Origin of the sequence: Pseudomonas sp. 30_B (assembly GCF_017491605.1) — a bacterium.
In the GTDB taxonomy this organism is placed as follows: Bacteria; Pseudomonadota; Gammaproteobacteria; order Pseudomonadales; family Pseudomonadaceae; genus Pseudomonas.
On the sequence record NZ_JAFGYY010000001.1, the window covers coordinates 188,139 to 213,302 of the forward strand.

The window sequence follows — 25,164 nt, forward strand, 5'->3', positions numbered from 1 at the left end:
GCTGGAAATTTTTCGTAGGAGCGGACTCCGTCCGCGATGGCATCCGGCGCGATGCGGATCTATCGCGGACGGAGTCCGCTCCTACGCCAGGTTTGACGTCCCTGGAAAGGTGGAAAGCCGAAAACGAAAAAGCCGAGCAGTGCTCGGCTTTTTCGTTGAAGATGGTGCCCAGGAGAAGACTCGAACTTCCACGGTGTTGCCACCGCTAGGACCTGAACCTAGTGCGTCTACCAATTCCGCCACCTGGGCATGCTTTTCAGCATGGGTGCGATGATCGCTCATCGTCTTGCGGTGATGCAACCCTTGGTTGCATCGGGCGGTCTATCGTTCGGTTATCAGGGTTCCGAACCCGCCGTGATAAAGCCTGTCATCGACTGACTTTACCCTTGAATAAGTGGTGCCCAGGAGAAGACTCGAACTTCCACGGTGTTGCCACCGCTAGGACCTGAACCTAGTGCGTCTACCAATTCCGCCACCTGGGCACTGGATGTGATGATCGCTCATCGCTTCCGTGTTACAACGTCTGTCTGACGCTGTGGGCGCGAACTATACGGAGCCAGGTTTCGCTTGTAAACCCCTGATGCGATAAAAAATTTATTCGTGCCCAAAGCTGACCGACGAGCGGATTTCGCGCTTCAATAAGCAGATGGCGAACCATCCCTATATAGATAAGGTGACCTCACTTTAATGGCCGATTGGCAAAACCTCGATCCCGAGGCCGCCCGCGAGGCGGAAAAATACGACAACCCCATCCCCAGCCGTGAACTCATCCTGGCGCATCTTGCCGAGCGCGGTGCACCCGCGACGCGGTCCCAGTTGATGGACGAACTCGGCCTCTCCGGCGAAGAACCGGAAGAAGCATTGCGCCGCCGACTGCGCGCCATGGAGCGCGACGGCCAGCTTATCTATACCCGCCGTGGCGCCTACGCGCCGGTGGACAAGCTCGACCTGATCCTCGGCCGCATCGCCGGCCACCGCGACGGCTTCGGCTTCCTGATTCCCGATGACGGCAGCGACGACCTGTTCCTCAGCCCGACGCAGATGCGCCTGGTGTTCGACGGCGACCGCGCCCTGGCGCGCGTGTCGGGCTTCGATCGCCGAGGTCGCCGCGAAGGCGCCATAGTAGAAGTGGTCGAACGCGCCCACGAGACCATCGTGGGTCGCTACTTCGACGAGAGCGGTATCGGTACGGTGGTCGCCGACAACCCGAAGATCCAGCAGGAAGTGCTGATCCCGCCGGGCAAGGCTGGCAAAGCCAAGCACAACCAGTTCGTCCAGGTGCGCATCGACGTCTGGCCGAACGTGCATCGCCAGGCCCAGGGTGAGGTGGTGGAAGTGCTCGGTGACTACATGGCGCCGGGTATGGAGATCGAAGTCGCGCTGCGCAGCTACGATATTCCCCACACTTGGCCCGAGGCCGTGGAGAAGGAAGCCGCCAAGCTCAAGCCCGAAGTGCTGGAGAAGGACAAGGAGAAGCGCGTCGACCTGCGCGCGCTTCCTTTCGTCACCATCGATGGCGAGGATGCCCGCGACTTCGATGATGCGGTCTACGCCGAGAAGCGCAAGGGCGGCGGTTGGAAGCTGTTCGTCGCCATCGCCGACGTCTCTCATTATGTGAAGGTCGGTTCGGCCCTCGATGAAGAGGCGGCCAAGCGCGGCAACTCGGTGTACTTCCCCGAGCGCGTCATCCCGATGCTGCCGGAGATCCTCTCCAACGGCCTGTGCTCCCTGAATCCGCTGGTCGATCGCCTGGCCATGGTCTGCGAGATGAATCTCTCCAAGGCCGGCAAGATGACCGACTACCAGTTCTACGAGGCGGTCATCCATTCCCATGCGCGCCTGACCTACACCAAGGTCAGCCAGTACCTGGAAACCCCGGACAGCCCCGAAGGCCAGCGCCTGAAGGAGCAGCTGCCGGCGGTGGTGCCGCACCTGAACACCCTTTATGACCTGTACAAGGTCCTCGTTGGCGCGCGCCACGTACGTGGGGCGATTGATTTCGAGACCCAGGAAACCCGCATCGTCTTCGGCGCGGATCGCAAGATCTCGGAAATTCGCCCGACCCAGCGCAACGATGCGCACAAGCTGATCGAGGAATGCATGCTGGCGGCCAACGTCGCCACCGCCAAGTTCCTCGAGAAGCATGGGATTCCCGCTCTGTACCGCGTCCACGACGGCCCGCCGCAGGAGAAGCTGAACAACCTGCGCCAGTTCCTCGGCGAACTGGGGCTGACGCTGTATCGCGGCAAGGGCGATCCGACCCCGGCGGACTACCAGAAGCTGCTGGAGTCCATCCAGGGTCGTCCGGACCTGCAACTGATCCAGACTGTGATGCTGCGCTCCCTGAGCCAGGCGGTGTACAGCCCGGAGAACGCCGGCCACTTCGGCCTGAACTACGAGGCGTATACCCACTTCACCTCGCCGATCCGTCGCTACCCGGACCTGCTGACCCACCGCGCCATCCGTGGCCTGATCCGCTCCAAGGCGGCCTCCGAGCACGTGCAGCGCGTCGGCGCCGCCAGCATGCCGAAGGCGCGCATCTATCCGTACGACGAAGCCCGCCTGGCCCAGTTGGGCGAGCAGTGCTCGATGACCGAGCGCCGCGCGGATGAAGCGACCCGTGATGTCACCAACTGGCTGAAGTGCGAGTTCATGCGCGAGCGCGTGGGCGAGACCTTCCCCGGCGTGATCACTGCGGTGACCGGCTTCGGCATCTTCGTCGAGCTGACTGACATCTATGTCGAGGGTCTGGTCCATGTCACCGCGCTGCCGGGTGACTACTACCACTTCGACGCCGTGCACCACCGCCTGAGCGGCGAGCGCACCGGCCGCAGCTTCCGTCTCGGCGATACCGTCGAAGTGGTGGTGGCACGTGTCGACCTGGACGAGCGCAAGATCGACTTCGAGCTGTCCGACAACGTGCTCAGCGCGCCCATCGGCCGCAAGAAGCGCGGCGAAAAAGCCGAGCCCGTGAAGGGTAAGGTGGCGGGCGGCAAGGCAGGCAAAGGCAAGGTGGGTCGTGGCGCTCCGGTGCAGGAACGACCGGCCAAGCCCAAGCGCGATTTCGCCGACGATCCGTTCTTCGCGCCCGACGTGGCCGTGGCGCCCTCCAGCCAGCCGCGCAAGCGCAAGGTTGGCGTAGTCCAGGCGTTGCCCTCGGTCGCGCCGGAAATGCTGGCCAAGGCGGATGAGCTGCTCGGTAATACCGATGTGCGCAAGAGCCGCGAGGTGAAGAAGGCGCTGCTCGACGAAGCCAAGGTCGGTGGCAAGAAACCGGTCGCCGGCCAAGGCAAGGGTAACGGCAAAGGGGCACCCGCCGCCGGCAAGCCGCGCAATCCCTCGAAACAGAAAGCCCGGTCTGCCAAGCCGACCAAGCATCGCAAGGGCTCGTCCGCGCCCAAGGCGGGCGGTACTGGCGGCGCTCCGGCCAGCAAGCGTAAGGCGAAGAAATGAGTCAGTGGGAAAAGGTCTACGGGGTTCATGCCGTAGAAGCGTTGCTGCGCCATCACCCCAAGCGGGTCAAGCAGCTGTGGCTGGCTGAAGGCCGGCATGACCCGCGCGTCCAGGCGCTGGTCGAGCTGGCCGGTCAGGTGCGCGTGCCGGTGGGCACGCGCGACCGCAAGGAGCTGGACGAGTGGGCCGAAGGCGTGCACCAGGGCGTGGTCGCCGAGGTCAGCCCGAGCCAGGTGTGGGGCGAGAACATGCTGGAGGAGCTGCTGGAGCGCTCTTCCGGTCCGGCGCTGCTGCTGGCACTGGACGGCGTGACCGACCCGCACAACCTCGGCGCCTGCCTGCGCACCGCCGATGCGGCGGGCGCGCTGGCGGTCATCGTGCCGAAGGACAAGTCCGCCACCCTCAACGCCACCGTGCGCAAGGTTGCCTGTGGCGCCGCCGAGGTGATCCCGCTGGTGGCCGTGACCAACCTCGCGCGCACCCTGGAGAAACTCCAGCAGCGTGGCCTGTGGATCGTCGGCACCGCCGGCGAGGCGACCCAGATGCTCTACGAACTCGACCTCACCGGGCCGACCGTGCTGGTGATGGGCGCTGAGGGCAAGGGCATGCGCCGCCTGACCCGCGAGCATTGCGACTACCTGGCCAAGCTGCCGATGCAGGGTAGCGTCAGCAGCCTGAACGTCTCGGTGGCCACCGGCGTGTGCCTGTTCGAGATCGTCCGCCAGCGCCAGCTCAAGGCCGGTGCGTAACACTTCTCCTGTAGGAGCGAGCTTGCTCGCGAACGGTGCCGGCTCCGAGCCTGCCCGGTTCGCGAGCAAGCTCGCTCCTACAGGCCTGCTGTTCAAATAATCGTCAATTTCCTTGCGCCACCTTTCCCCCTTCTCTAGAATGTCGGCCCTTGTCGTCCGGGCAGGCGTTTGCGCGTCCTTCCGAGCGGCAAGGTAAAAATCATTCACTCCTTGCCTGACCGCTTCGTCGGCAGGCTGCAATCCGTAAGGAGCATTTATGCGTCATTACGAAATCGTGTTCCTGGTTCACCCGGACCAGAGCGAACAAGTCGGTGGCATGGTCGAGCGTTACACCAAGGCCATCGAAGAAGACGGCGGCAAAGTCCACCGTCTGGAAGACTGGGGCCGTCGTCAGCTGGCTTACGCCATCAACAACGTGCACAAGGCTCACTACGTTCTGATGAACGTCGAGTGCACCGCCAAGGCCCTGGCAGAGCTGGAAGACAACTTCCGCTACAACGACGCCGTGATCCGTAACATGGTCATCCGTCGCGACGAAGCCGTTACCGGCCAGTCCGAAATGCTGAAGGCCGAAGAGAGCCGCAACGAGCGCCGCGAGCGCCGTGAGCGTCCCGAATCGAACGAGGGCGAGTCCGCTGACGGCGAAGATAGCCGCGACAGCGCTGACGAGTAATCCCGGACCAGTATTGAGGAGCCACACACATGGCACGTTTCTTCCGTCGTCGTAAGTTCTGCCGTTTCACCGCTGAAGGCGTGAAAGAGATCGATTACAAGGATCTCAACACCCTGAAGGCCTACGTTTCCGAAACCGGCAAGATCGTTCCGAGCCGCATCACCGGCACCAAGGCCAAGTACCAGCGTCAGCTGGCGACCGCTATCAAGCGCGCCCGCTACCTGGCCCTGCTTCCCTACACCGACAGCCACGGCCGTTGATCGGGCAGTCGACTGGGATTGATGGATAGATCGCATGCGCGCATTGGCTGAATTTGTCATGCGAGGCCGCATGCAGGCGACCCTGGTGGTCGTCGCAGCCGCGGTACTGCAGCCGTTGTTCTGGCTCGGTGCCGCAGCAGGCAGTCTGGTGCTGTTGCGCCGTGGCGCCGGCGATGCCTTTGGCATCCTGGGCTGGGCGCTGCTTCCGGCACTGGCCTGGTGGTACCTGGGTGACCCCAGCGTGAGTCTGGTTCTGGTGGGTAGTGCCGTGCTGGCGCAGGTTCTGCGCAGCAAGGTGTCCTGGAACCAGGTGATGCTGGCGAGCGTTGTGCTCGGTGCGGTGTTCGTGCTGCTGCTCAGCACGGTGTCGGCCGGGTTGGTCTCTGCTCTTGCCGAAGCGTTCGGCAAGGCACTGCCGCAGATTCTGGCCGAAGCCAAGCTTTCGCCGGAACAGTTGGCCGCCCTGCAGGCGGAGATGGTTCCGACCATCACCGGCCTGATGGCTGCCTCGCTGCAGACGATCAGCCTGATGTGCCTGATGCTGGCGCGTTATTGGCAAGCAGTGCTGTACAACCCGGAAGGGTTTGGCCGCGAGTTCCGCGCACTGCGCCTGTCGCCGGGCACGGCTATCGCGCTGCTGGTCGGCGTCGTGGCTCTGCCCTTCGCAGGTCCCGCAGCCACCATGCTGGCGCCGCTGTGCATGATCCCGCTGCTGTTCGCCGGGATCGCACTGGGCCACGGGCTGGTTGCGCTGAAGAAGCTTCCGGGCTTCTGGTTGGCACCGCTGTACCTGCTGGTATTCGTACTGGGCAATGTGATCTGTCTTGTCGCCGTAGTCGACAGTCTGTTTGATTTTCGCGGTCGTCTGGCGAAGCGCCAGAAAGCTGCGAACGGTGAAGGTTAAAAGTTAAGAGGTAAGACTCAAATGGAAGTCATCCTGCTGGAAAAGATCGCCAAACTGGGCAACCTGGGCGACAAGCTGAACGTAAAGGGCGGTTACGCCCGTAACTACCTGCTGCCGCAGGGCAAAGCCACCGCTGCCACCGCTGCCAACGTCGCTGCTTTCGAAGAGCGCCGCGCAGAGCTGGAAAAAGCCGCTGCTGAGAAAAAAGCCGCTGCTGAAGCTCGTGCTGCCCAACTGGCCGAACTGATCGTGACCATCGGCGCCCACGCTGGCGACGAAGGCAAACTGTTCGGTTCGATCGGCACCCGCGACATCGCCGACGCCGTTTCGGCTGCCGGCTACCCGCTGGAAAAGAGCGAAGTTCGCCTGCCCGACGGCGCCCTGCGCGCTGTAGGCGAATACAACATCGAAGTGCAACTGCACATGGATGTTGATGCAACCCTGCACGTGGTTGTAGTCGCCGAGTAAGCGATCCGTCGCTAGGACGTTTCGCACGGCTTGCCTGTGCGAAGCTGTCCGCTAACAATGGGCACGGTGCCGATCCTCGGTCCGTGCCCTTTGTTTTTTCCGCCGTTTCACTCAACACGAAGAGCCCATGAACGACATCACCGTCCCCGAGCAATACGACCTGCAAACCGCTTCCCTCAAGGTGCCGCCGCACTCGATCGAAGCCGAACAGGCGGTGCTGGGCGGCCTGATGCTCGACAACAATGCGTGGGAGCGGGTGTCGGACGCCGTGTCCGACGGCGACTTCTACCGCCATGACCATCGCCTGATCTTCCGTGCCGTGTACAAGCTCGCCGAGGGCAACCAGCCGATCGACGTGGTGACCCTCTCCGAGATGCTCGAACGCGAGGGCCAGCTGTCCCAGGTGGGCGGCCTTGCCTACCTCGCCGAACTGGCGAAGAACACTCCTTCGGTGGCCAACATCAAGGCGTACGCGAACATCATCCGCGAGCGCGCCACGCTGCGGCAGCTGATCGGCATCAGCAGCGATATCGCCGACAGCGCCTTCAACCCGGAAGGGCGCAGCGCCAACGAAGTGCTCGACGAAGCCGAGCGCAAGATCTTCGAGATCGCCGAAGCGCGACCCAAGACCGGCGGCCCGGTGGGGATCAGCGACATTCTGGTCAAGACCATCGACCGCATCGACTACCTGTTCAACACCAGCGAGGCGCTGACCGGGATTTCCACCGGCTTCACCGACCTCGATGAAAAGACCAGCGGCCTGCAGCCCGCCGACCTGGTGATCGTCGCCGGCCGTCCGTCCATGGGTAAGACCACCTTCGCCATGAACCTGGTGGAGAACGCCCTGATGCGCACCGACAAGGCGATCCTGGTGTACTCCCTGGAGATGCCCTCCGACTCCATCGTGATGCGTATGCTCGCGTCGCTCGGCCGCATCGACCAGACCAAGGTGCGTGCGGGCAAGCTGGATGACGAGGATTGGCCACGCCTGACCTCGGCGGTGAACCTGCTCAACGACCGCAAGCTGTTCATCGACGATACCGCCGGTATCTCGCCCTCGGAAATGCGTGCGCGGACCCGCCGCCTGGCCCGCGAACACGGCGAGATCGGCCTGATCATGGTCGACTACCTGCAGCTGATGCAGATTCCCGGTTCCGCCGGCGACAACCGTACCAACGAGATTTCCGAGATTTCCCGCTCGCTCAAGGCGCTGGCCAAGGAATTCAACTGCCCGGTGGTGGCGCTCTCCCAGCTCAACCGCTCGCTGGAACAGCGCCCCAACAAACGCCCGGTGAACTCGGACCTGCGTGAATCCGGAGCGATCGAGCAGGACGCCGACGTGATCATGTTCGTCTACCGCGACGAGGTGTATCACCCGGAGACCGAGTTCAAGGGCGTCGCCGAAATCATCATCGGCAAGCAGCGTAACGGCCCCATCGGCACCGTGCGCGTGGCCTTCCTCGGTCGCTACAGCCGCTTCGAGAACCTCGCGCCCGGCATGTACAACTTCGAAGACGAGTGACCTGGCCACATATCGCATGACGGACGGGCGTCTTAAAATGGACGCCCGTTTCTTTTTCAGAGTCCGCCATGCGCCCGCTCGTCGCTACCGTCGATCTTTCCGCCATCCGCCACAACTACGCCGTCGCCAAGCGCTGCGCGCCGGGCCGCCAGGCGTTCGCGGTGGTCAAGGCGAATGCCTACGGGCATGGTGCGCGGGAGGTGGTCAGCAGCCTGCACGACGAGGCCGATGGCTTTGCCGTGGCCTGCCTGGAGGAGGCCGCGGAAGTACGCGCGCTGCACGCTGATGCCCGCATCCTGCTGCTGGAAGGCTGCTTCGAACCGAACGAATACCTGATCGCCGAGCAGCTGCGCCTGGATGTGGCGGTGCAGGGGCCGGAGCAGGCCCTGGCACTGCTCGCCGCGCAACTGCCGAGCGCGTTGAACGTCTGGATGAAGCTGGATTCCGGCATGCACCGCCTGGGCTTCTCGCCGGAGGCACTGCGTGACTGGCACCCGCGTTTGCGCCAGGCGCCGCAAGTGGCCGAGCTGAACCTGATGAGCCACTTCGCCAACGCCGACCTGCGCGGTGACGACCTGACCGAAGACCAGGTGGCCTGCTTCCTCAGTGTGCTCGACCTGGACTTCGACCTGCGCTCCCTGGCCAATTCGGCCGCCGTGCTGACCATTCCTGCCGCCCACATGGACTGGATTCGCCCCGGCATCATGCTGTACGGCGCCACGCCCTTCGCCGACATCGGCGCGGCCGATCTGGGCCTGCGCCCGGCGATGAGCCTGGAAGCACAGTTGATCGCCGTGCGTGAGGTGCAGGTGGGGGAAAGCGTCGGTTATGGCGCGGCCTGGGTGGCGCAGCGCCCGTCGCGCATCGGCACGGTGAGCTGCGGCTACGCCGACGGTTACCCGCGTCATGCGCCGAGCGGAACCCCGGTGCTGGTGCGCGGACAGCGAGTGCCGCTGGCGGGGCGGGTGTCGATGGACATGCTGGCTGTGGACCTCACCGATCTGCCCGATGCCGCAGTCGGCGATCCGGTCGAGCTGTGGGGGGCGAATCTCCCGGTGGACGAGGTGGCGAGCCACGCCGGGACCATCGGCTACGAGCTGCTGACCAAGGTCACCGTTCGCGTACCGCGCCGCTACCGCAGCTGATCAGACGCGGTCCTCCGAGGTCTGGCTGCTGTCCTGCCAGAGTTCGCTGCCTTCGCCGGCACCTTCGTTGGCGATGGCATAGCTCGCCCGGCCATTGCCCTTCACGTCGTACAGCGCCTGGTCGGCGGCCTTGTACAGCTTGCTGAACTGCATCGCGTGGCTGGGATAGATGGCGACGCCGATGCTGGGGGTGATGCGCAGTTCGAGCGTGTCGAACTGCACCGGGCGCGACAGCTCGTTGAGCAGGCGTCGGGCGATTTCGCGGGCGTGGCCTTCGGCGTCCGGGCCGGCAATCAGGGCGGCGAACTCATCACCACCCAGCCGCGCCACGCAATCGCTGGCGCGCACGCATTGGCGCAGGCGGTGCCCGACGCTCTGCAGCATGAAGTCGCCGGCATCGTGGCCGTGGGTGTCGTTGATCGGTTTGAAGTGATCGAGGTCGATCAGCATCAGCGCCAGGGTCTCGCCGTTCTGCTGGGCGCGCTCCAGCGCCTGTTCGGCGTGCTCCACCAGGAAGCGGCGGTTGGGCAGGCTGGTCAGGGGGTCGTAGTGCGCAGCGTGTTGCAGCTGGGCTTCTCGTTCACGCAGCAGCTGGTTGCTCTGGGTCAGTTCGGCGGTGCGTTCGGCGACGGCCTTGGCCAGGTCCTGCTGCGCGCTCTGCATCATGGAGAGGCGCGCGTTCTTTTCCCGGTTGGCCTGTTCCACGGCCTGCGCACGTTCGCGCTTGAGGCTGCGGATGCGCGAGGTGAGGGCGAAGGAGAAGAGCACCGACTCCATGGCGACGGCGATCGGGAAGATGTAGGTGGTCGTCGGTTGCGGTTGCACCACGGCCAGGGCGCGCATCACCGAGATGCTCACGCTGCCGAGCACCAGGCCGAAGCCGAGCAGGTACAGGAAGGCGGGCAAGGAGCCCTGGCGCCAGCGCGTCAGCGCCGCACCCAGGGCAGCCGGTACGCCGATAAGGGTGACCACCACCAGCATCCAGCTGGCGGCGCCGCGCAGCTGCAGTGCGCCGAGGAGGATGGTGAGCAGGTACAAGACACAGTTCAGGTTCAGCAGGTGGTGCGCCCAGCGCACGTGCCGGCGGGTCTGCAGCAGGGTGATGGTGAAGCGGTGCACGCACAGCCCCCAGAGCGAGGGCAGGGTGATGCGGTCCAGCCACCAGGGCACGGCGTGCTCGGGCCAGAGGTACTTGAAACCGTGGCCGGTCATGCCGAGGCTGAACAGCAGCGCCGCGGCGGTGGTCAGTACGTACCAGAGATAGGCACGGTCGTGCAGGGTCAGCAGGATGAACAGGTTGTACAACAGCAGCGCGGTGATCAGGCCGTAGACCACGCCAAGGAACAGGTTGGTGTCGGCGCGGTGGTCCTGCAGGTCGTCCAGTGACCAGACGCGCAGCGGGAAGGAGTTGCCGGCGGGATCATAGGTGCGCAGGTAGAGCCGCAGCGGTCCGGCGCCCTCGGGCAGGTGGAATACCGGACGCCGGTAGCCACGGTCGCGGCCGGCGGAGAAGGGCACCGATTCGCCGGATAGGCGTTCGACGTAGCGCCCCTGTTCGTCGGGCAGGTACAGGCGCAGGTCCTTGAGGTTGACCGCGTCCACTTCCAGCCACCAGCCGCCGGGCGGCGTCTGCCGGCGGTCGAGGTCCAGGCGCAGCCACCAGGCGCTGGAACTCTGGCCGACACTGGTGCGGCCATTGGCCGGAACGAAGTCGCGGCTGCGCTGCACCTCGTCGAACGGCATCCCGCCGCTGCGATCCTCGAGGAGTTCCAGGCTGCCATTGAGCCAGGTGCCACTGGCATGTGAGTCCAGCTCGACTGCGGCGGCCTGGCCGACCAGCAGCGCGAGCACCAGCACGAAAACATGACGCACGGCACGCACTCCCTGTGCCTTGGGGGTATCCCGGCACCTACTGCGGATAGTGGCTGGAGTATAGCCATATGATGGCACTGGCGAGCGAACACCCGCCGGTTAAATCTGAGTTCACTGGTCGGATTTGTACACTTTTTGTGCTATATTTCGCGCCCGCGTTTTTCCGCGATACCTATTCGAGATACCCCGGTGCCCGTGATGCAAGCCGCCAAACCGCTGTTCGACTATCCCAAGTTCTGGGCCGAGTGTTTCGGCCCGGCGCCGTTCCTGCCCATGAGCAAGGAAGAGATGGATCAGCTCGGCTGGGATTCCTGCGACATCATCATCGTCACCGGCGATGCCTATGTTGACCATCCGTCCTTCGGCATGGCCATCATCGGCCGCCTGCTGGAGGCCCAGGGCTTCCGCGTCGGGATCATTTCCCAGCCGGACTGGCAGTCGAAAGACGACTTCATGAAGCTGGGCAAGCCGAACCTGTTCTTCGGCGTCGCCGCCGGCAACATGGACTCGATGATCAACCGCTACACCGCCGACCGGAAGATCCGCTCCGACGACGCCTACACCCCTGGCGGCAACGCCGGCAAGCGCCCGGACCGTGCCAGCATGGTCTACAGCCAGCGCTGCCGCGAGGCGTACAAGGGCGTGCCGATCGTGCTTGGCGGCATCGAGGCCTCGCTGCGCCGCATCGCGCACTACGACTACTGGCAGGACAAGGTCCGCCATTCGATCCTGATGGATGCCAAGGCCGACATCCTGCTGTTCGGCAACGCCGAGCGCGCCGTGGTGGAAGTGGCCCAGCGCCTGGCCGCCGGCGAGTCCATCGAGTCGATCACCGACGTGCGCGGCACCGCCTTCGTCCGTCGCGACACCCCCGAGGGCTGGTTTGAGCTGGACTCCACCCGCATCGACCGTCCGGGCAAGATCGACAAGATCATCAACCCCTACGTGAACACCCAGGACACCGCCGCCTGCGCCATCGAGCAGGAGAAGGGCGAGCAGGACGACCCGAACGAAGCCAAGGTCGTCGAGCTGCTGCCGCACCCGCGCCTGGAGCGCGAGCGAACGGTGATCCGCCTGCCGTCCTTCGAGAAAGTGAAGAGCGACCCGGTGCTCTATGCCCACGCCAACCGCGTGCTGCACCTGGAGACCAACCCGGGCAACGCCCGCGCCATGGTCCAGCGTCACGGCGAGACCGACATCTGGTTCAACCCGCCGCCCATCCCGCTGACCACCGAGGAGATGGACTACGTCTTCGGCCTGCAGTACGCCCGCGTGCCGCACCCCGAGTACGGCGGCGCGAAGATCCCGGCCTACGAGATGATCCGCTTCTCGGTGAACATCATGCGTGGCTGCTTCGGCGGCTGCACCTTCTGCTCCATCACCGAGCACGAAGGCCGCATCATCCAGAGCCGCTCGGAAGACTCGATCATCCGCGAAATCGAGGAAATCCGTGACCGCGTACCGGGCTTCACCGGCGTCATCTCCGACCTCGGCGGGCCGACCGCGAACATGTACCGCATCGCCTGCAAGGACCCGGAGATCGAGCGTCACTGCCGCAAGCCGTCCTGCGTCTGGCCGGGCATCTGCGAGAACCTCAATACCGACCACTCCTCGCTGATCCAGCTGTACCGCCGCGCCCGCGACCTGCCGGGGGTGAAGAAGATCCTCATCGCCTCGGGCCTGCGCTACGACCTGGCCGTGGAGTCCCCGGAATACGTCAAGGAGCTGGTGACGCACCACGTCGGCGGCTACCTGAAGATCGCCCCGGAGCACACCGAAGAAGGCCCGCTGTCGAAGATGATGAAGCCGGGCATCGGTACCTACGACGCCTTCAAGCGCATGTTCGAGAAGTTCTCCAAGGAGGCGGGCAAGGAGCAGTACCTGATCCCGTACTTCATCGCCGCGCACCCGGGCACCAGCGACGAGGACATGATGAACCTCGCCCTGTGGCTCAAGCGCAACGGCTTCCGCGCCGACCAGGTGCAGGCCTTCTACCCGTCGCCCATGGCCACCGCCACGGCCATGTACCACTCGGGCAAGAACCCGCTGCGCAAGGTCACCTACAAGAGCGATGGCGTGGAGATCGTCAAGGGCGAGCGCCGTCGCCGCCTGCACAAAGCCTTCCTGCGCTACCACGACCCGAACAACTGGCCGATGCTGCGCGAGGCGCTGAAGGAAATGGGCCGCGCCGACCTGATCGGCAACGGCAAGCACCAGCTCATCCCGACGCACCAGCCGACCGGCGATGGCGGCTACCAGAGCGCGCGCCGCAAGAACTCTACCCCGGTAGGCAGCAAGAAGACCGGCAAGCCGTTGCTGACCCAGCACACCGGCCTGCCGCCGCGCGCCAGCGATGGTTCCAAGCCGTGGAACAAGGCCGAGGAAGGCAAGGCCACCGGCTATGCCAAAGGGAAGAAGCGCAGCACCAAGCGCCAGCCGAACATTCCGCGCTGATCCTGAGCTTCGCCGCGTGATGCAGACAGGCCCCGCTATTGCGGGGCCTGTCTATTTCGGGGGTGGCCAACCGGTCGCCGCGCTGTAGCCCGCGAATGGCGCGGGTTTTCTGCTTCCGGGGCTACCCACGGAAATTACTTGGCACTATAGTTCCAGAATCATAAGAACAAGACTGGAGTGCCCCGCCATGCGTCTCGCTTGCTTGTCCCTGATTGCCGTCTCCGTCGCCCTGGCCGCCTGCGGTGATGGTGAGAAAACCGCCGCCGTCAGCACTGACTTTCAGAAAGACCTGCAGGCACGCCTGATCAAGGCCAAGGCCGGCGACGTCATCGACATCCCGGCGGGGACCTACCACCTCGACCGCAGCCTGAGCCTGAAAGTGGACGGCGTGACCATTCGCGGCGCCGGCATGGACAAGACCATCCTCAACTTCAAGAACCAGAAGGCTGGCGCCGAAGGCCTGTTCGTCGACGCCTCCGATTTCACCCTCGAAAACCTCGCCATCGAGGACACCAAGGGCGACGGCCTGAAGGTCATCGGCGGCAAGAACATCGTCATCCGCAACATCCGCACCGAATGGACCAACGGCGCCTCCACCGACAACGGCGGCTACGGCATCTACCCGGTACAGACCGAGAACACCCTGCTCGAAGGCAACGTCGCCATCGGCGCCTCCGACTCGGGCATCTACGTCGGCCAGTCGCGCAACGTGGTGGTGCGCAACAACCGCGCCGAGCGCAACGTCGCCGGCATCGAGATCGAGAACACCATCGGCGCCGACGTCTACAACAACGTCGCCACCGACAACACCGGCGGCATCCTCGTGTTCAACATGCCCAACCTGCAGCAGCCGGGGCGCGGCACCCGGGTCTTCAACAACGACGTGCAGGGCAACAACCACGACAACTTCGGTCACAAGGGCACGCCGGTGGCCAGCGTGCCGGCCGGCTCCGGTGTGGTGGTGAACTCCAACGACGACGTGGAGATCTTCGACAACAAGATCGGCAACCACAAAACCGCCAACGTCATCATCAGCAGCTACTTCAGCACCAACTATTCGGACAAGGCGACCCAGCCGAACTTCGACCCCTACCCCGAAGGCATCTACATCCACGGCAACACCTTCGGCCCCGGCGGCGACAGCCCCGACCACATGGAGCTCAAGGCGCTGAAGGTCGCCAAGTTCGGCCTCAACGGCCGCCTGCCGGACATCCTCTGGGACGGCTACTTCAACTCGAAGAAACTGGTCGACGGCAAGCTGCCCGAGGCGCTGTCGATCTGCATCGACAATGGCAACGCCGGCATCGTCAACGTCGATGGTCCCAACGGCTACAAGAACATCAGCACCGACATGAGCGTGCACCAGTGCAAGCTCCAGCCATTGCCGAAGATCGAGCAGGCCGGCCTGGGCGAGAAGGGCGGCAAGGCATGACCAGACACGCTTCGTTCCTGTTGTCGCTCGCCCTGGCCGTTGGGTTGGCCGGGTGCGGGCAGGAGAGCAAGCCGCGTTATCAACCCGAGGGTGACGACTACCCCGCCAAGCTCAGTGGCTGGGGCATGCTGCACCTGGCGGACGGCCACCTGGCGCCGGCCGCCGAAGTGCTGCCCTATGACCTGAATACCCCGCTGTTCACCGACTACGCGCACAAGCTGCGCACCGTCTGGATGCCGGAAGGGCAGTCCGCGCAGTATGCCGAGGATCGCTTCGATTACCCCGTTGGCACCGTACTGACCAAGACCTTCTATTACCCGAAAGACGCCCAGGGCAACCTGCTGCAGAACAGCCAGGACGACCGCGACCCCAAGGCCGGGCTCGACCTCGCCAAGGTTCGCCTGGTGGAGACCCGCGTGCTGGTGCGGCAGAAGGATGGCTGGACCGCGTTGCCCTACGTCTGGGACAAGGACCAGCGCGAGGCGCGTCTGGAGCTGGCCGGCGACACGCAGGCGCTGGAGCTGACCGGGGAGGGCGGCAGGAAGGCCGCCTTCAGTTACATGGTCCCCGATGCCAACCAGTGCTCCGAATGCCATGCCGAGCAGAAGGGCGCGGGCATCGCCCCGCTGGGGCCCAAGGCGCGCCACCTGAACCGGGACTTCGTCTACGCAGGCGGCAACGAAAACCAGCTGCAGCACTGGCAGGCGCGCGGCTTCCTCAAGGGCCTGCCGGCGCTGGCGCAGGTGCCGCAGAACGCGTTGTGGGGTCATCCGCGCGCCGGTGAGGATCTGGAAAAACAGGCGCGCAGCTATCTCGATGCCAACTGCTCGCACTGCCACAACCCCAAAGGCGCGGCGCGAACCTCGGGCCTGTACCTCGACCCGCACACGCCGGTCTCCATCGCCTACGGTGTCTGCAAACCGCCGGTGGCGGCGGGTGGCGGCACCGGTGGGCGGCTGGAAGACATCCATCCCGGCAGCCCGGAGAAGTCGGTGCTCAGCTACCGCGTCGGCAGCGACAAACCCGGCGACATGATGCCCGAGCTGGGCCGTGGCCTCGTGCATCGCGAGGGCCTGGAAATGCTCAATCGCTGGATCAGCTCACTGCCCGGCGACTGCTGAAGGAAGGGGCCGAAGCCCGCCAGGGCTCTGGGCTGCGCGTTGCGGCGAGCAAACGGCTGGGGCCGTGCTAGCTTTCATCTGGTCCCTTTCTCTCGCAGGTGCGCTTCCATGGAAGATACGAACATCATCAATGTGGGTACGGAGAAGATCAACGCGCTGTGGGCGACGGTTTCGCAGTACGCATTCGCCTTCGGTATCAAGATTCTCGCGGCCATCGCCTTCTGGGTGATCGGCCGATGGCTGATCGGCATGGCCGTGAGCATGGTGGAAAAAGCGCTCTCCCGGCAGAGCGTGGACCCGACGGTACTGCGCTACGTCGGCTCCTTCATCACGGTCACCCTGAACATCCTCCTGGTGATCGGCATCCTCGGCTATTTCGGTGTGCAGACCACCAGCATCGCCGCCCTCATCGCAGCGGCCGGCGTCGCCATCGGCATGGCCTGGTCCGGCCTGCTGGCGAACCTCGCAGCGGGTGGCTTCATCATCGTGTTGCGGCCATTCAAGGTGGGCGACTTCATCACCGCCGGCGGCGTTACCGGGACGGTCAAGGAGATCGGCCTGTTCGTCACCGCGATCAACACCCCGGACAACGTGCTGACCCTGGTAGGCAACAACAAGATTTTCGGCGACACCATCCAGAACTACAGCCACAACCCCTTCCGCCGCGTTGAGCTGAAGGCCCAGCTGTCCGGCGCGGCGGACTACCAGGCCGCGATTGCCGTGCTCAAGCAGCGCATCGCGGCAATTCCCAATGTACTGAGCGACCCGCCGGTGGACGTGGAGATCCTCGAATTCAACCTGGTCGGCCCGGTGCTGGCGGTGCGTCCGTATTGCCATAACGACAGCTACTGGCAGGTCTACTTCGACACCAATCGCACCATCAAGGACGCCCTGGGCACCGATTTCCCGGCGCCGATGCCGGCGCAGACGGTGATCGTGCAGCAGACTCAGTAAGCGTTCGATTCAATCCCTTGTGCCGCCCCTATGGGGCGGTTTTTTTATGTCCAGCGCTTCCCCGTTCCAACCACCGACATGGGGAATGCGGACTCGGTCTTCCCGTACCGATCTTTCCGCTCGATGAGATTTGTTTTTCACGCGACACGGACAAATCACCCTCAAACGACATCCTCGTCTGACTGACCCGAGCTGCCTTGCCGTCGCAGGCTACCTGCATCCGGTGATTCACCCTGTGCGAGGGACAGCCATGAAGGACGCGCTCGGTTTCAGCCTGATCGAGGTATTGGTGGCGGTCGTGCTGACCTGCATCGGGATACTGGGGATGGTCGCCCTGCAGGGGCGCGCGCTGCAGTACATCCAGGATTCGGCGCAGCGCAATACGGCGGCCGCGCTGGCCAATGACCTGGTGGAGATGATTCGCCTGGGGAGCGGTGGCCAGGCGGTTCCGTCGGGCTATCTCAAGACGGCCGGTGCGAGCTTCCCCGGTGCACCTACTACCTGCGCGAACACCCCCGATGCCGCTGACCAGCAACTGGCGTGCTGGGCACAGCGGGCGAGTGCGTTGTTGCCGGGCGCCAGGGAATTGCTGGTCGATGAGTTCCATGTCTGTCGATCGGCCGGGGAAAACCGTTGCACCGCTACGGGGGAGCTGCTGGAGATCCAACTGGCCTGGACGGTCAGGCCAGGAGAGTGCCTGGATGCCAAGGCCGACAATCCGGCGGAGCCGATCTGCCGCTATCGATTGCGTACCCGGATCTAGGAGGCGAGCCATGGAAGGCACGCGGTTTCAGGGTGGACTGTCCCTGGTTGAGTTGATGATCGCCCTTGTGTTGAGCAGCTTTCTGGTGCTGGGCATCACTCAGGTCTACCTGGACAACCAGCGCACCTACCTCTTCCAGCAAGGGCAGGTGCAGAACCAGGAGAACCGGCGCTTCGTGTCGCAGTTCCTGCAACAGGAACTGAGCAGGGCCGGTTACCGAAGAAACCCGCTGGGGCAGGACATGGAGGCTGCGTTCAGTGGGACCTCCGGGGGCATCGTCAAGGGCTGCAGCTTTGCGCCGGGGCAGGCCGTGCAGTACGTGGGGCGGTCGGCGCTGTGCATTCGCTATCAGCCACGCGACAGGTCGGAGCGCGACTGCTTGGGCAATCGGGCACCCAACCTTGCGGAGCTTGCCGAGCCCTATGCCAGCACCCACTTCGTCTTCGTCGAAAAGATCTACCTGGGCAGCAGCGGTGATCTGCGTTGCGCCAGTGCCCAGGGGGATGAGGCGCTGGTGGATGGACTGGTCGATCTGGTCTTCCAGGTGGCGGTCGCCAGCGACGCGCGACCTAGGGAGCTGGTCCGGTACATCGGCGGCTCGCCCGACGATGGACAGCCTGTGGTCGGGGTGGGCTACAAGGCTTTGCTGCGCAGCAGCGGCAAGACTCTTCGGGATGCCGTCAGCAAGGCCGCGGCTGTCGCCGACTGGAAGTTGCTGACCGGTGCGGAGCCCTCCGCGGTTTCCGGCGATTCCGGCCAGTTGTACCAGGTCATCCAGGGGGCCGTCATGCTGAGGAATCTCATGCCATGAAGCTGCCGGGCGGACCGATTTCCCAGCGCGGAGCAGCGCTGTTCATTGCGCTGATTCTCCTGCTGATCATGACGATGCTGGCCTTGTCGGGCGTCAGGAACGCCGTGCTCGAATCGCGCATTGCCGGTCACTCGGCCGCGCAGCAGCGCTTGTTCAATGACGCCGAAACGGGACTGCGCGTGGCCGAGGAGCGCTTGGGCGCCTACTCGGCCGCATCGCTCAATGCACGGGCCATGAGTTGCACCCGGCAGATGTGCATGCCCTACCGCGATGCCGCGCACAGCGGCGGCTACAGCGCTCCACGCTTTGCACAAGGCGATGAAGTCGCCACCGAAACCGGCTCAAGGAACCAGCCCGTCAAATGGTACGTGGCGCTGATCGGCGGTGGGGCCGACTGCGTCAGCACGGAGTGCACGGCGGGTGGCAAGGGCGGGACCTTTCTGTACGAGGTCAACAGCTGTGCGGGCGATTGCGCCGGCAAGGGCAGCCAGAAGCTGCGCTCGGTGTATGCCAAGCACCATGATGATTGAGCAGGGAGGCTGCCGATGACCCCGTATCGATACGGACTCGGGCTGCTGGCCGGGCTTTTAGCGGCGGCGGGTTGTGCGGCAGAGGAAACGGTTCCGGCGACCGGAACTGCGCCTGCCCAGACTCCGCTGTTCGTCAGCCCTTCCATGCCGCCACTGAACCTGTTGGTGGTGGGATTGGATCAGAAGCTGTTTCTTCCCGCCTACGATGCCGCAAGCGATGCCAGCGGCTACGATCCGGCAACCGACCATTACGGCTATTTCGACTCCGGGAAGTGCTATCGGTACGCGAGCGGCGAGCAGGTGTTCGTGCCGGTCGCGTTCACCGCTGACAAGGTCTGCAGAAACAGCGCCGGACGCTGGAGCGGGGACTTTCTCAACTACCTGACCACCTCGCGGGCCGATACGTTGCGTAAGGTTCTCTATGGTGGTTATCGCGCTACGGACAGCGAAGACGAGACGGTTCTGGAGCGCTCGTTCGTTCCCGAGGGCGCCCTTGCCTGGGGCAAGGAATACACCGGTACGACGGACGCCGGATTTGACCTCGCGGACTACACCCCCTTCTCTGCGCCGCACGGGGCGAATCGCACGCTGTTCGCCAATAGCCGTGTCCTGGTGAATGGCGCCACCTACCTGAGCGTTCTACCGGACGTGGCCAATCTGCATGTCTGGGATTGGCTCGGGCGCGGGCCAGCCTTGGGGGAGCAGGGGCAGAACATCACCCCGATCGACTTCGCCGTGAGAGTCAGGGTGTGTGTTCCAGGGCTGCTGGAAGGCAACTGCAAGCAGTACCCGAGCAAACATTACAAGCCGACGGGATTGCTGCAGGAGTACGGCGAAGACGACCAGATGTACTTCGGTTTGATGATGGGCTCCGGCACGCGTGATCTGCCGGGCGGCGTGTTGCACAAGGCCATCGGCTCTTTCGCGGGTGAGGTCGATGCGCCGACCGGGATCTTCGGCGTAAAGGGGAAAGACGGGGCTCATACCAAGCAGGCAATCCTCTCCAGTCTCGATGGGTTGCGGACGCTGTGCGGCACGGCGAACTGCTCGGGCAGTGCAAATCCTTTGGGCGGGATCATGCTCGATGGGCTGCGTTACTTCAGCGGTGCTGCAAGTCCCGCATCCGCCGATCATCCTGCGCAGTGGAGCGACCCGTACCGGTCGGAGCTTGCCCACCGCTGCTCGCCGCCCTTGCTCACGCTCGTCAGTGATGCGAGCCCCAGTCATGACTCGCAGCTTCCGGGCAGCCCCTTCGGCTCACTCGGTCAGGCAAGTGGTAGCTTGGCGGCGCTGGATGTCTCGGCGTCGGGAAAGATCCTCTGGGATCACGAGACGGGCGGCGCCACGCAGCGGGTCGCCATCGGAGAGGTCAGCAGCAGCGCCACCGATTCGGCCCCGACCGCCAAGCCGGCGAGCGGCTTCGGCAGCCTGCGCGGATTGCCGGAGGAGCCGGCCCGGGAAGGCACCTACAACGCCGCCAGTGTCGCCTACTACGGCAACCTGCACCCCATCACCACGACCGGCCTGCCGGTCACGACCTTCGCCATTGCTCTCTCTGCACCTTCGCCCGGCCTCCGGATACCGGTGGGCAACAGCACGGTTACCCTGATTCCTTTCGGCAAGGTCGTGGTGCCGGGGGCGTCCTCCGTGCCGGCACTGGTGAGCGCTTTCTTCGCGCAGTCGATGCACAACCTGCCAGGGCAGAAGCAGTCCGCGCAGGTGAATGGCGGCCGTCCGGAAGTGGCGTTCCGTGTGGCCTTCGAGGATGACGCCGTCGTGCTGTACAACGCCAGGGTCAATGCGGACAACACGCTGAGCGTCACCCTGAACGTGGAGCGTGGCAGCACGGGGCGGGCCTTGCACCTGGGATACACGCTGGCCGGAACCTCGCAGGACGGCATCTATCTCGACGTATCGGCTGGCGATGTGCTCAGCGATCCTCTGGACACGCCCTCCGGGCGCTGGGCTGGCGAGTGCAGGCCGCTCGGTAGTTCCTGCCCGGCACTGCAAGCCAGCGGCCCGACCCGGACGTTCATTCCGGACAGGCAAAAGCAGGTCACCCCGCTGCAGAACCCACTGTGGTACGCAGCCAAGTGGGGTGGCTTCGATGCCAGTCGATCGTCCCTGCCGGTCGACGGCGAGTGGGATTCGCACAAGCCCGGCACTCCGGACAGCTACTTCCAGGCGGCCGATGCCGCCCAGCTCAAGGCGCAAATGTCCCTAGCGCTCAGCCCGATCCTGCACGGCCATGCTGCCATCACTGCACCCATAGTTTCGCAGCAGGAGCGGGGCGAGGGTGGATTCGAGTTGTACAGCACGCAACTGGATGTCGGCACCTGGGGCGGTGACCTGCTCAAGCGAGTCGTACCCGGGGCCGGCAGTTCCGGGACTCCGAGACTGGAGTGGAAAGCCAGCGAGCGACTGCCCCGGTGGAGCGAGCGAAGAATCCTGATGGCGACTGCCTCGGGTAACGGCTTGCAGGATTTCACCTTCGAGCATCTGGCCGGCCGCCGCTTTGCCGGGGCAGGTTTGCAGGACCAGCTGGATACCTCACGCGTGAATTTCCTCAAGGGTGATGTCCGCCACGAGGAGCTGTACCGTCAACGCACCAGCCTGATTGGCGACATCGTCAATTCGGCCCCCGTCCTGGGCAGCAAGGCGGCGTTGCTGGTGGGCGTTGCCGAGGCCCTGGACGGTGGCAGCGGAGATTACCGGGCGTTCGCCTCGGCACAAGCGGGGCGGGATGACCAGGTCTATGTCGGTGCCAACGACGGCATGCTGCACGCCTTCAATACGAAGTCCGGGGTGGAAACCTTCGCCTACGTCCCGACCCCGGTCATCCCCAACCTTCATATGCTCACCGATCGCCGCTACGCCAGCGAGCCTGGGCATCACCGCTATTACGTGGACGGCTCGCCGGCCGTGTCCGACGTGTATTTCGGCGGCGCCTGGCACCGGGTGCTGGTCGGTACGCTGGGGGCTGGCGGACGCGGAGTCTTTGCCCTGGACATTACCGATCCCGACGCCGTCTCGTTGCTGTGGGAGTTCACCGCGCAGGATGATCCCGAGCTGGGCTACACGCTCTCCGCGCCGGTGATCGCCCGCCTGCACAGCGGCCAGTGGGCAGTGCTGCTGGGGAATGGCTACGGCGGGCGTGATGGGAAGGCCAGCCTGCTCCTGCTCGATGTCGCCACGGGGCACTTGCTGGCCAGGCTCACGACATCGGAAAGCGGGGCCAATGGCCTTTCGGCGGTCAGTGCGGCGGATGTGAACGGCGATGGCATCGCCGACTATGCCTACGCAGGCGATCTGCGCGGCAATCTGTGGCGGTTTGACCTGATCGACGCGGGGGCCGGCGATACGCTGAGCGCTACGTCGGTGGTGAGCGCTGCCCGCTTCGCCGTCTCCTTCGACAACACGCCGCTGTATCGCGCAACCGTCAGTGCGTCGGACCCGACTGCCCAGGCGATCACCGCGGCACCGGCGTTCATGAAGCATCCGTCCGGCAAGGGGCTGATGGTCTACTTCGGCACCGGCCGTTATTTCACCGCCGGTGACAAGGTCTCCAGCACGCTGCAATCGGTTTACGGCATTTGGGACCAGCAGACGGATGGCGGTGCCGCGAAGACGACCCGGCCTCTCACCCGCACCGACCTGCTCACGCAAACCCTCGATACCAGGAGCCCGGTAGGGAGCCGCAGGGCGAGTCAGAAGCCCATCGACTGGACGCGGGACTCCGGCTGGGTGTTGGACCTTCAGGTGGGTAATCGCCTGTTGGGCGAGCGGGTCATCACCGCGCCCAAGGTGCGGGGAAACCTGCTTCAGGTCGTCACCGTGACGCCCAATGCCGATCCCTGTTCACCCGGCCTGGAGGGTAATCTGCTGGCGCTTGGCGCGAATACGGGAGGCGCGACGTTGTTCCCGGTGTTCGACCTGAATGGCGACGGCAAGGTGGATGACCAGGACCTGGTAGGCGGAAAGGTTCCCAGCAGCATTCCGATTGCCGCGGGAGGCGTGACCTTCAGCGGCGACTCGTTGTTCGACGCCAGTGGCAAGCAGCACAAGCTCGCTCTCGGTGAACTGAGCGGTCGCCAGACCTGGACGCAGATGCCGGAGTCCGTGAAATGAGAAGGTCCCGGGAAGCGGGCGTCACCCTTGTCGAGCTCATGCTGGCGGTTGCCATCGCCGCGATTCTGGCGGCAATCGCCTACCCCAATTACCGGCAGCATGTCCTGCGCGCCAACCGCACCGAGGGGCAGGCGCTGTTGCTCGATGCGGCGGTGCGGCAGGAGCGTTACTTCGCCCAGAACAACAGCTATATCGTGGCGACCGCCGACCTGGCCAGACTGGGGCTGCCACGCGTGACGGTAAAGGGGGCTGAATCCACCGGAGGCAAGTACCTCCTCACCGTCGAGCGAGGTGCGGAGGAGGAGGGCGGCTATCGGCTCACTGCCGCGCCGCAAGGCACGCAGGCGCAGGACCTGCGCTGCGGCGCGCTGAGCCTGAATGCCCAGGGGGTACAGCATTCGGCGGCAGGCGATGCCGCCGAATGCTGGCGCTGAGGCTGGCTCAGGTCGGGGTGCGGTCCACCCACTTGGGCGCCGCCGAAGGTGTCCAGGCCTGCAGGGCGTCGACCAGTTCGGCCGGGGTGCCGGCGCGCTGGAGCATCTCGCGGTGCTGCGGTCGGACGAAACGCTCCTGCACCAGGTGGTCGAGGAAGGTCAGCAGCGGCTCATAGAAGCCGTTCACTTCCAGCAGTCCCAGCGGTTTGCCGTGGTAGCCGAGCTGGCCCCAGGTCCAGACTTCGAACAGCTCTTCCAGCGTGCCCAGGCCGCCCGGCAGCGCGATGAAGGCATCGCTCAGCTCGGCCATGCGTGCCTTGCGGGCGTGCATGCCGTCCACCACTTCCAGGCGCGTCAGGCCCTTGTGGCCGATTTCCGCCTCTTTCAGGCTCTGCGGAATGATGCCGATGACTTCTCCGCCCGCCGCCAGCGCGGCGTCGGCCACCATCCCCATCAGGCCGACCGCGCCGCCGCCGTAAATCAGGCGGATGCCACGCTCGGCCAGATGACGGCCGAGGGCTTCGGCGGCTTCCTGGTAGATCGGAGTGGCGCCGGGGCTGGCGCCGCAGAATACGCAGATGGAACGCAAGGACATGGAGAGCTCCCACATGATCAAGGCCGTCAGGGTAGCGGCTGGCGCGGGAGCGACCAAGTCTTGCGCAACGGATTTAGTCGGCCTGACCGCCGCCGCCGGAGGCTGCGAGCGCGTAGCTGACGAGCAGGGTTTGCAGCAGGGAGGAAGGTTTCACGGCGTGGACTCCTGTGGTGCCGGGGTGTGGGGTCTATGCTAGACGGGGTGCGCTGATCTGCCTCGTTGATGATCCGGATGGGGCCGATAGATATTTTGAGACTTGCGTCGTGGTCAACCGCCTGTGCGTCGTTGACCTGGATCAGGGGAACTCGACCGCTCATCGGGCAGTCTTCCCTTCAGGTTTCTCCGCCCAACCTGCCTAGGAGGCTTGTATGTTCCGTAAACTCGCTGCTGTATCCCTGCTCGGCCTGTTCAGTGCTCCGCTGCTGGCCGCCGAATGCTCCGTGGACATCCAGGGCAACGACCAGATGCAGTTCAGCACCAACGCCATCACCGTCGACAAGAGCTGCAAGACCTTTACCGTCAACCTGTCCCACCCCGGCAGCCTGCCGAAGAACGTCATGGGCCATAACTGGGTGCTGACCACCGCCGCCGACATGCAGGGCGTAGTGACCGACGGCATGGCCGCCGGCCTGGACAAGAACTACATCAAGGACGGCGACACCCGCGTGATCGCCCACACCAAGATCATCGGTTCCGGCGAGAAGGACTCGGTGACCTTCGATGTGTCCAAGCTCAAGGCTGGCGATGCGTACTCCTTCTTCTGCTCCTTCCCGGGCCACTCGGCCATGATGAAGGGCACTCTGACCCTCAAGTAATCCCGGCCTCGTCCTGGTACGAAAATCCGGCGATACGAAAAGCCCGACTCAAGGTCGGGCTTTTTCTTTCATGCAACAAAG

At 64.6% G+C, this 25,164-nt stretch carries 20 protein-coding genes and 2 tRNA genes; 18 read left to right on the top strand and 4 right to left on the bottom strand.

Annotated features, from left to right (window positions below; all coding sequences use genetic code 11):
• Positions 1 to 162: 162 nt before the first annotated feature.
• Positions 163 to 249, bottom strand: a tRNA-Leu gene (locus tag J5M67_RS00765).
• Between the two features lie 146 nt (positions 250 to 395).
• Positions 396 to 482, bottom strand: a tRNA-Leu gene (locus J5M67_RS00770).
• Between the two features lie 205 nt (positions 483 to 687).
• On the opposite strand from J5M67_RS00770, the gene rnr reads away from it, so the two are divergent.
• From rnr to alr, 8 genes are all read left to right on the top strand, one after another.
• Positions 688 to 3,453: a ribonuclease R gene (gene rnr / locus J5M67_RS00775; RefSeq protein WP_207882319.1), complete on the top strand. Its 2,766-nt coding sequence runs from the start codon at positions 688 to 690 to the stop codon at positions 3,451 to 3,453.
• Complete coding sequence (gene rlmB, locus J5M67_RS00780; protein ID WP_207882321.1) at positions 3,450 to 4,202, top strand: 23S rRNA (guanosine(2251)-2'-O)-methyltransferase RlmB; 753 nt, start codon at positions 3,450 to 3,452, stop codon at positions 4,200 to 4,202. Before rnr ends, rlmB begins: the two co-directional genes overlap by 4 nt.
• A 256-nt stretch (positions 4,203 to 4,458) precedes the next feature.
• Complete coding sequence (gene rpsF, locus J5M67_RS00785) at positions 4,459 to 4,875, top strand: 30S ribosomal protein S6 (RefSeq protein WP_054906367.1); 417 nt, start codon at positions 4,459 to 4,461, stop codon at positions 4,873 to 4,875.
• A 29-nt stretch (positions 4,876 to 4,904) separates the two neighbouring features.
• Positions 4,905 to 5,135, top strand: coding sequence for a 30S ribosomal protein S18 (rpsR, locus tag J5M67_RS00790; protein ID WP_003095634.1), 231 nt, complete (start codon positions 4,905 to 4,907; stop codon positions 5,133 to 5,135).
• A gap of 34 nt (positions 5,136 to 5,169) precedes the next feature.
• A complete protein-coding gene (locus tag J5M67_RS00795) occupies positions 5,170 to 6,039 on the top strand; it encodes a hypothetical protein (RefSeq protein ID WP_207882323.1) in 870 nt (289 codons plus the stop codon).
• Between the two features lie 21 nt (positions 6,040 to 6,060).
• The gene (rplI, locus tag J5M67_RS00800) at positions 6,061 to 6,507 is read left to right on the top strand and encodes a 50S ribosomal protein L9 (protein ID WP_015479134.1); all 447 of its coding nucleotides are present in this window, start codon (positions 6,061 to 6,063) and stop codon (positions 6,505 to 6,507) included.
• A gap of 127 nt (positions 6,508 to 6,634) precedes the next feature.
• Positions 6,635 to 8,029, top strand: coding sequence for a replicative DNA helicase (gene dnaB / locus J5M67_RS00805; RefSeq protein ID WP_207882325.1), 1,395 nt, complete (start codon positions 6,635 to 6,637; stop codon positions 8,027 to 8,029).
• Positions 8,030 to 8,097: 68 nt separating this feature from the next.
• A complete protein-coding gene (gene alr, locus J5M67_RS00810; RefSeq protein ID WP_207882327.1) occupies positions 8,098 to 9,174 on the top strand; it encodes an alanine racemase in 1,077 nt (358 codons plus the stop codon).
• Here the strand turns inward: alr and J5M67_RS00815 are convergent, their stop codons facing one another.
• The gene (locus J5M67_RS00815) at positions 9,175 to 11,046 is read right to left on the bottom strand and encodes a GGDEF domain-containing protein (RefSeq protein ID WP_207882330.1); all 1,872 of its coding nucleotides are present in this window, start codon (positions 11,044 to 11,046) and stop codon (positions 9,175 to 9,177) included.
• 198 nt (positions 11,047 to 11,244) lie between these two features.
• On the opposite strand from J5M67_RS00815, the gene J5M67_RS00820 reads away from it, so the two are divergent.
• The 9 genes from J5M67_RS00820 to J5M67_RS00860 all read left to right on the top strand — a co-directional run bounded on the left by J5M67_RS00820 (position 11,245) and on the right by J5M67_RS00860 (position 23,673).
• Entirely contained in the window at positions 11,245 to 13,500 is a 2,256-nt protein-coding gene (locus J5M67_RS00820) for a YgiQ family radical SAM protein (RefSeq protein ID WP_207882332.1), read from the top strand.
• A gap of 187 nt (positions 13,501 to 13,687) precedes the next feature.
• A complete protein-coding gene (locus J5M67_RS00825; protein ID WP_207882334.1) occupies positions 13,688 to 14,932 on the top strand; it encodes a parallel beta-helix domain-containing protein in 1,245 nt (414 codons plus the stop codon).
• Positions 14,929 to 16,053, top strand: a complete 1,125-nt coding sequence (locus J5M67_RS00830) for an SO2930 family diheme c-type cytochrome (protein WP_207882336.1) — start codon at positions 14,929 to 14,931, stop codon at positions 16,051 to 16,053. The genes J5M67_RS00825 and J5M67_RS00830 overlap by 4 nt, the downstream gene beginning before the upstream one ends.
• Positions 16,054 to 16,161: 108 nt before the next feature.
• Positions 16,162 to 17,007: a mechanosensitive ion channel family protein gene (locus tag J5M67_RS00835; protein WP_207882337.1), complete on the top strand. Its 846-nt coding sequence runs from the start codon at positions 16,162 to 16,164 to the stop codon at positions 17,005 to 17,007.
• Positions 17,008 to 17,257: 250 nt separating this feature from the next.
• Positions 17,258 to 17,770, top strand: a complete 513-nt coding sequence (gene pilV, locus J5M67_RS00840; RefSeq protein WP_207882339.1) for a type IV pilus modification protein PilV — start codon at positions 17,258 to 17,260, stop codon at positions 17,768 to 17,770.
• A 10-nt stretch (positions 17,771 to 17,780) separates the two neighbouring features.
• Positions 17,781 to 18,581, top strand: a complete 801-nt coding sequence (locus J5M67_RS00845) for a PilW family protein (protein WP_207882341.1) — start codon at positions 17,781 to 17,783, stop codon at positions 18,579 to 18,581.
• Positions 18,578 to 19,111: a PilX N-terminal domain-containing pilus assembly protein gene (locus J5M67_RS00850; RefSeq protein WP_207882343.1), complete on the top strand. Its 534-nt coding sequence runs from the start codon at positions 18,578 to 18,580 to the stop codon at positions 19,109 to 19,111. The genes J5M67_RS00845 and J5M67_RS00850 overlap by 4 nt, the downstream gene beginning before the upstream one ends.
• A gap of 15 nt (positions 19,112 to 19,126) precedes the next feature.
• Positions 19,127 to 23,239: a pilus assembly protein gene (locus J5M67_RS00855; RefSeq protein WP_207882345.1), complete on the top strand. Its 4,113-nt coding sequence runs from the start codon at positions 19,127 to 19,129 to the stop codon at positions 23,237 to 23,239.
• A complete protein-coding gene (locus J5M67_RS00860; protein WP_207882347.1) occupies positions 23,236 to 23,673 on the top strand; it encodes a type IV pilin protein in 438 nt (145 codons plus the stop codon). Before J5M67_RS00855 ends, J5M67_RS00860 begins: the two co-directional genes overlap by 4 nt.
• Before the next feature lie 7 nt (positions 23,674 to 23,680).
• On the opposite strand, the gene J5M67_RS00865 is transcribed toward J5M67_RS00860, so the two are convergent.
• A complete protein-coding gene (locus J5M67_RS00865) occupies positions 23,681 to 24,268 on the bottom strand; it encodes a TIGR00730 family Rossman fold protein (RefSeq protein ID WP_207882349.1) in 588 nt (195 codons plus the stop codon).
• 368 nt (positions 24,269 to 24,636) lie between these two features.
• On the opposite strand from J5M67_RS00865, the gene azu reads away from it, so the two are divergent.
• Entirely contained in the window at positions 24,637 to 25,083 is a 447-nt protein-coding gene (gene azu, locus J5M67_RS00870; RefSeq protein ID WP_207882351.1) for an azurin, read from the top strand.
• The last annotated feature ends 81 nt before the right edge of the window (positions 25,084 to 25,164 follow it).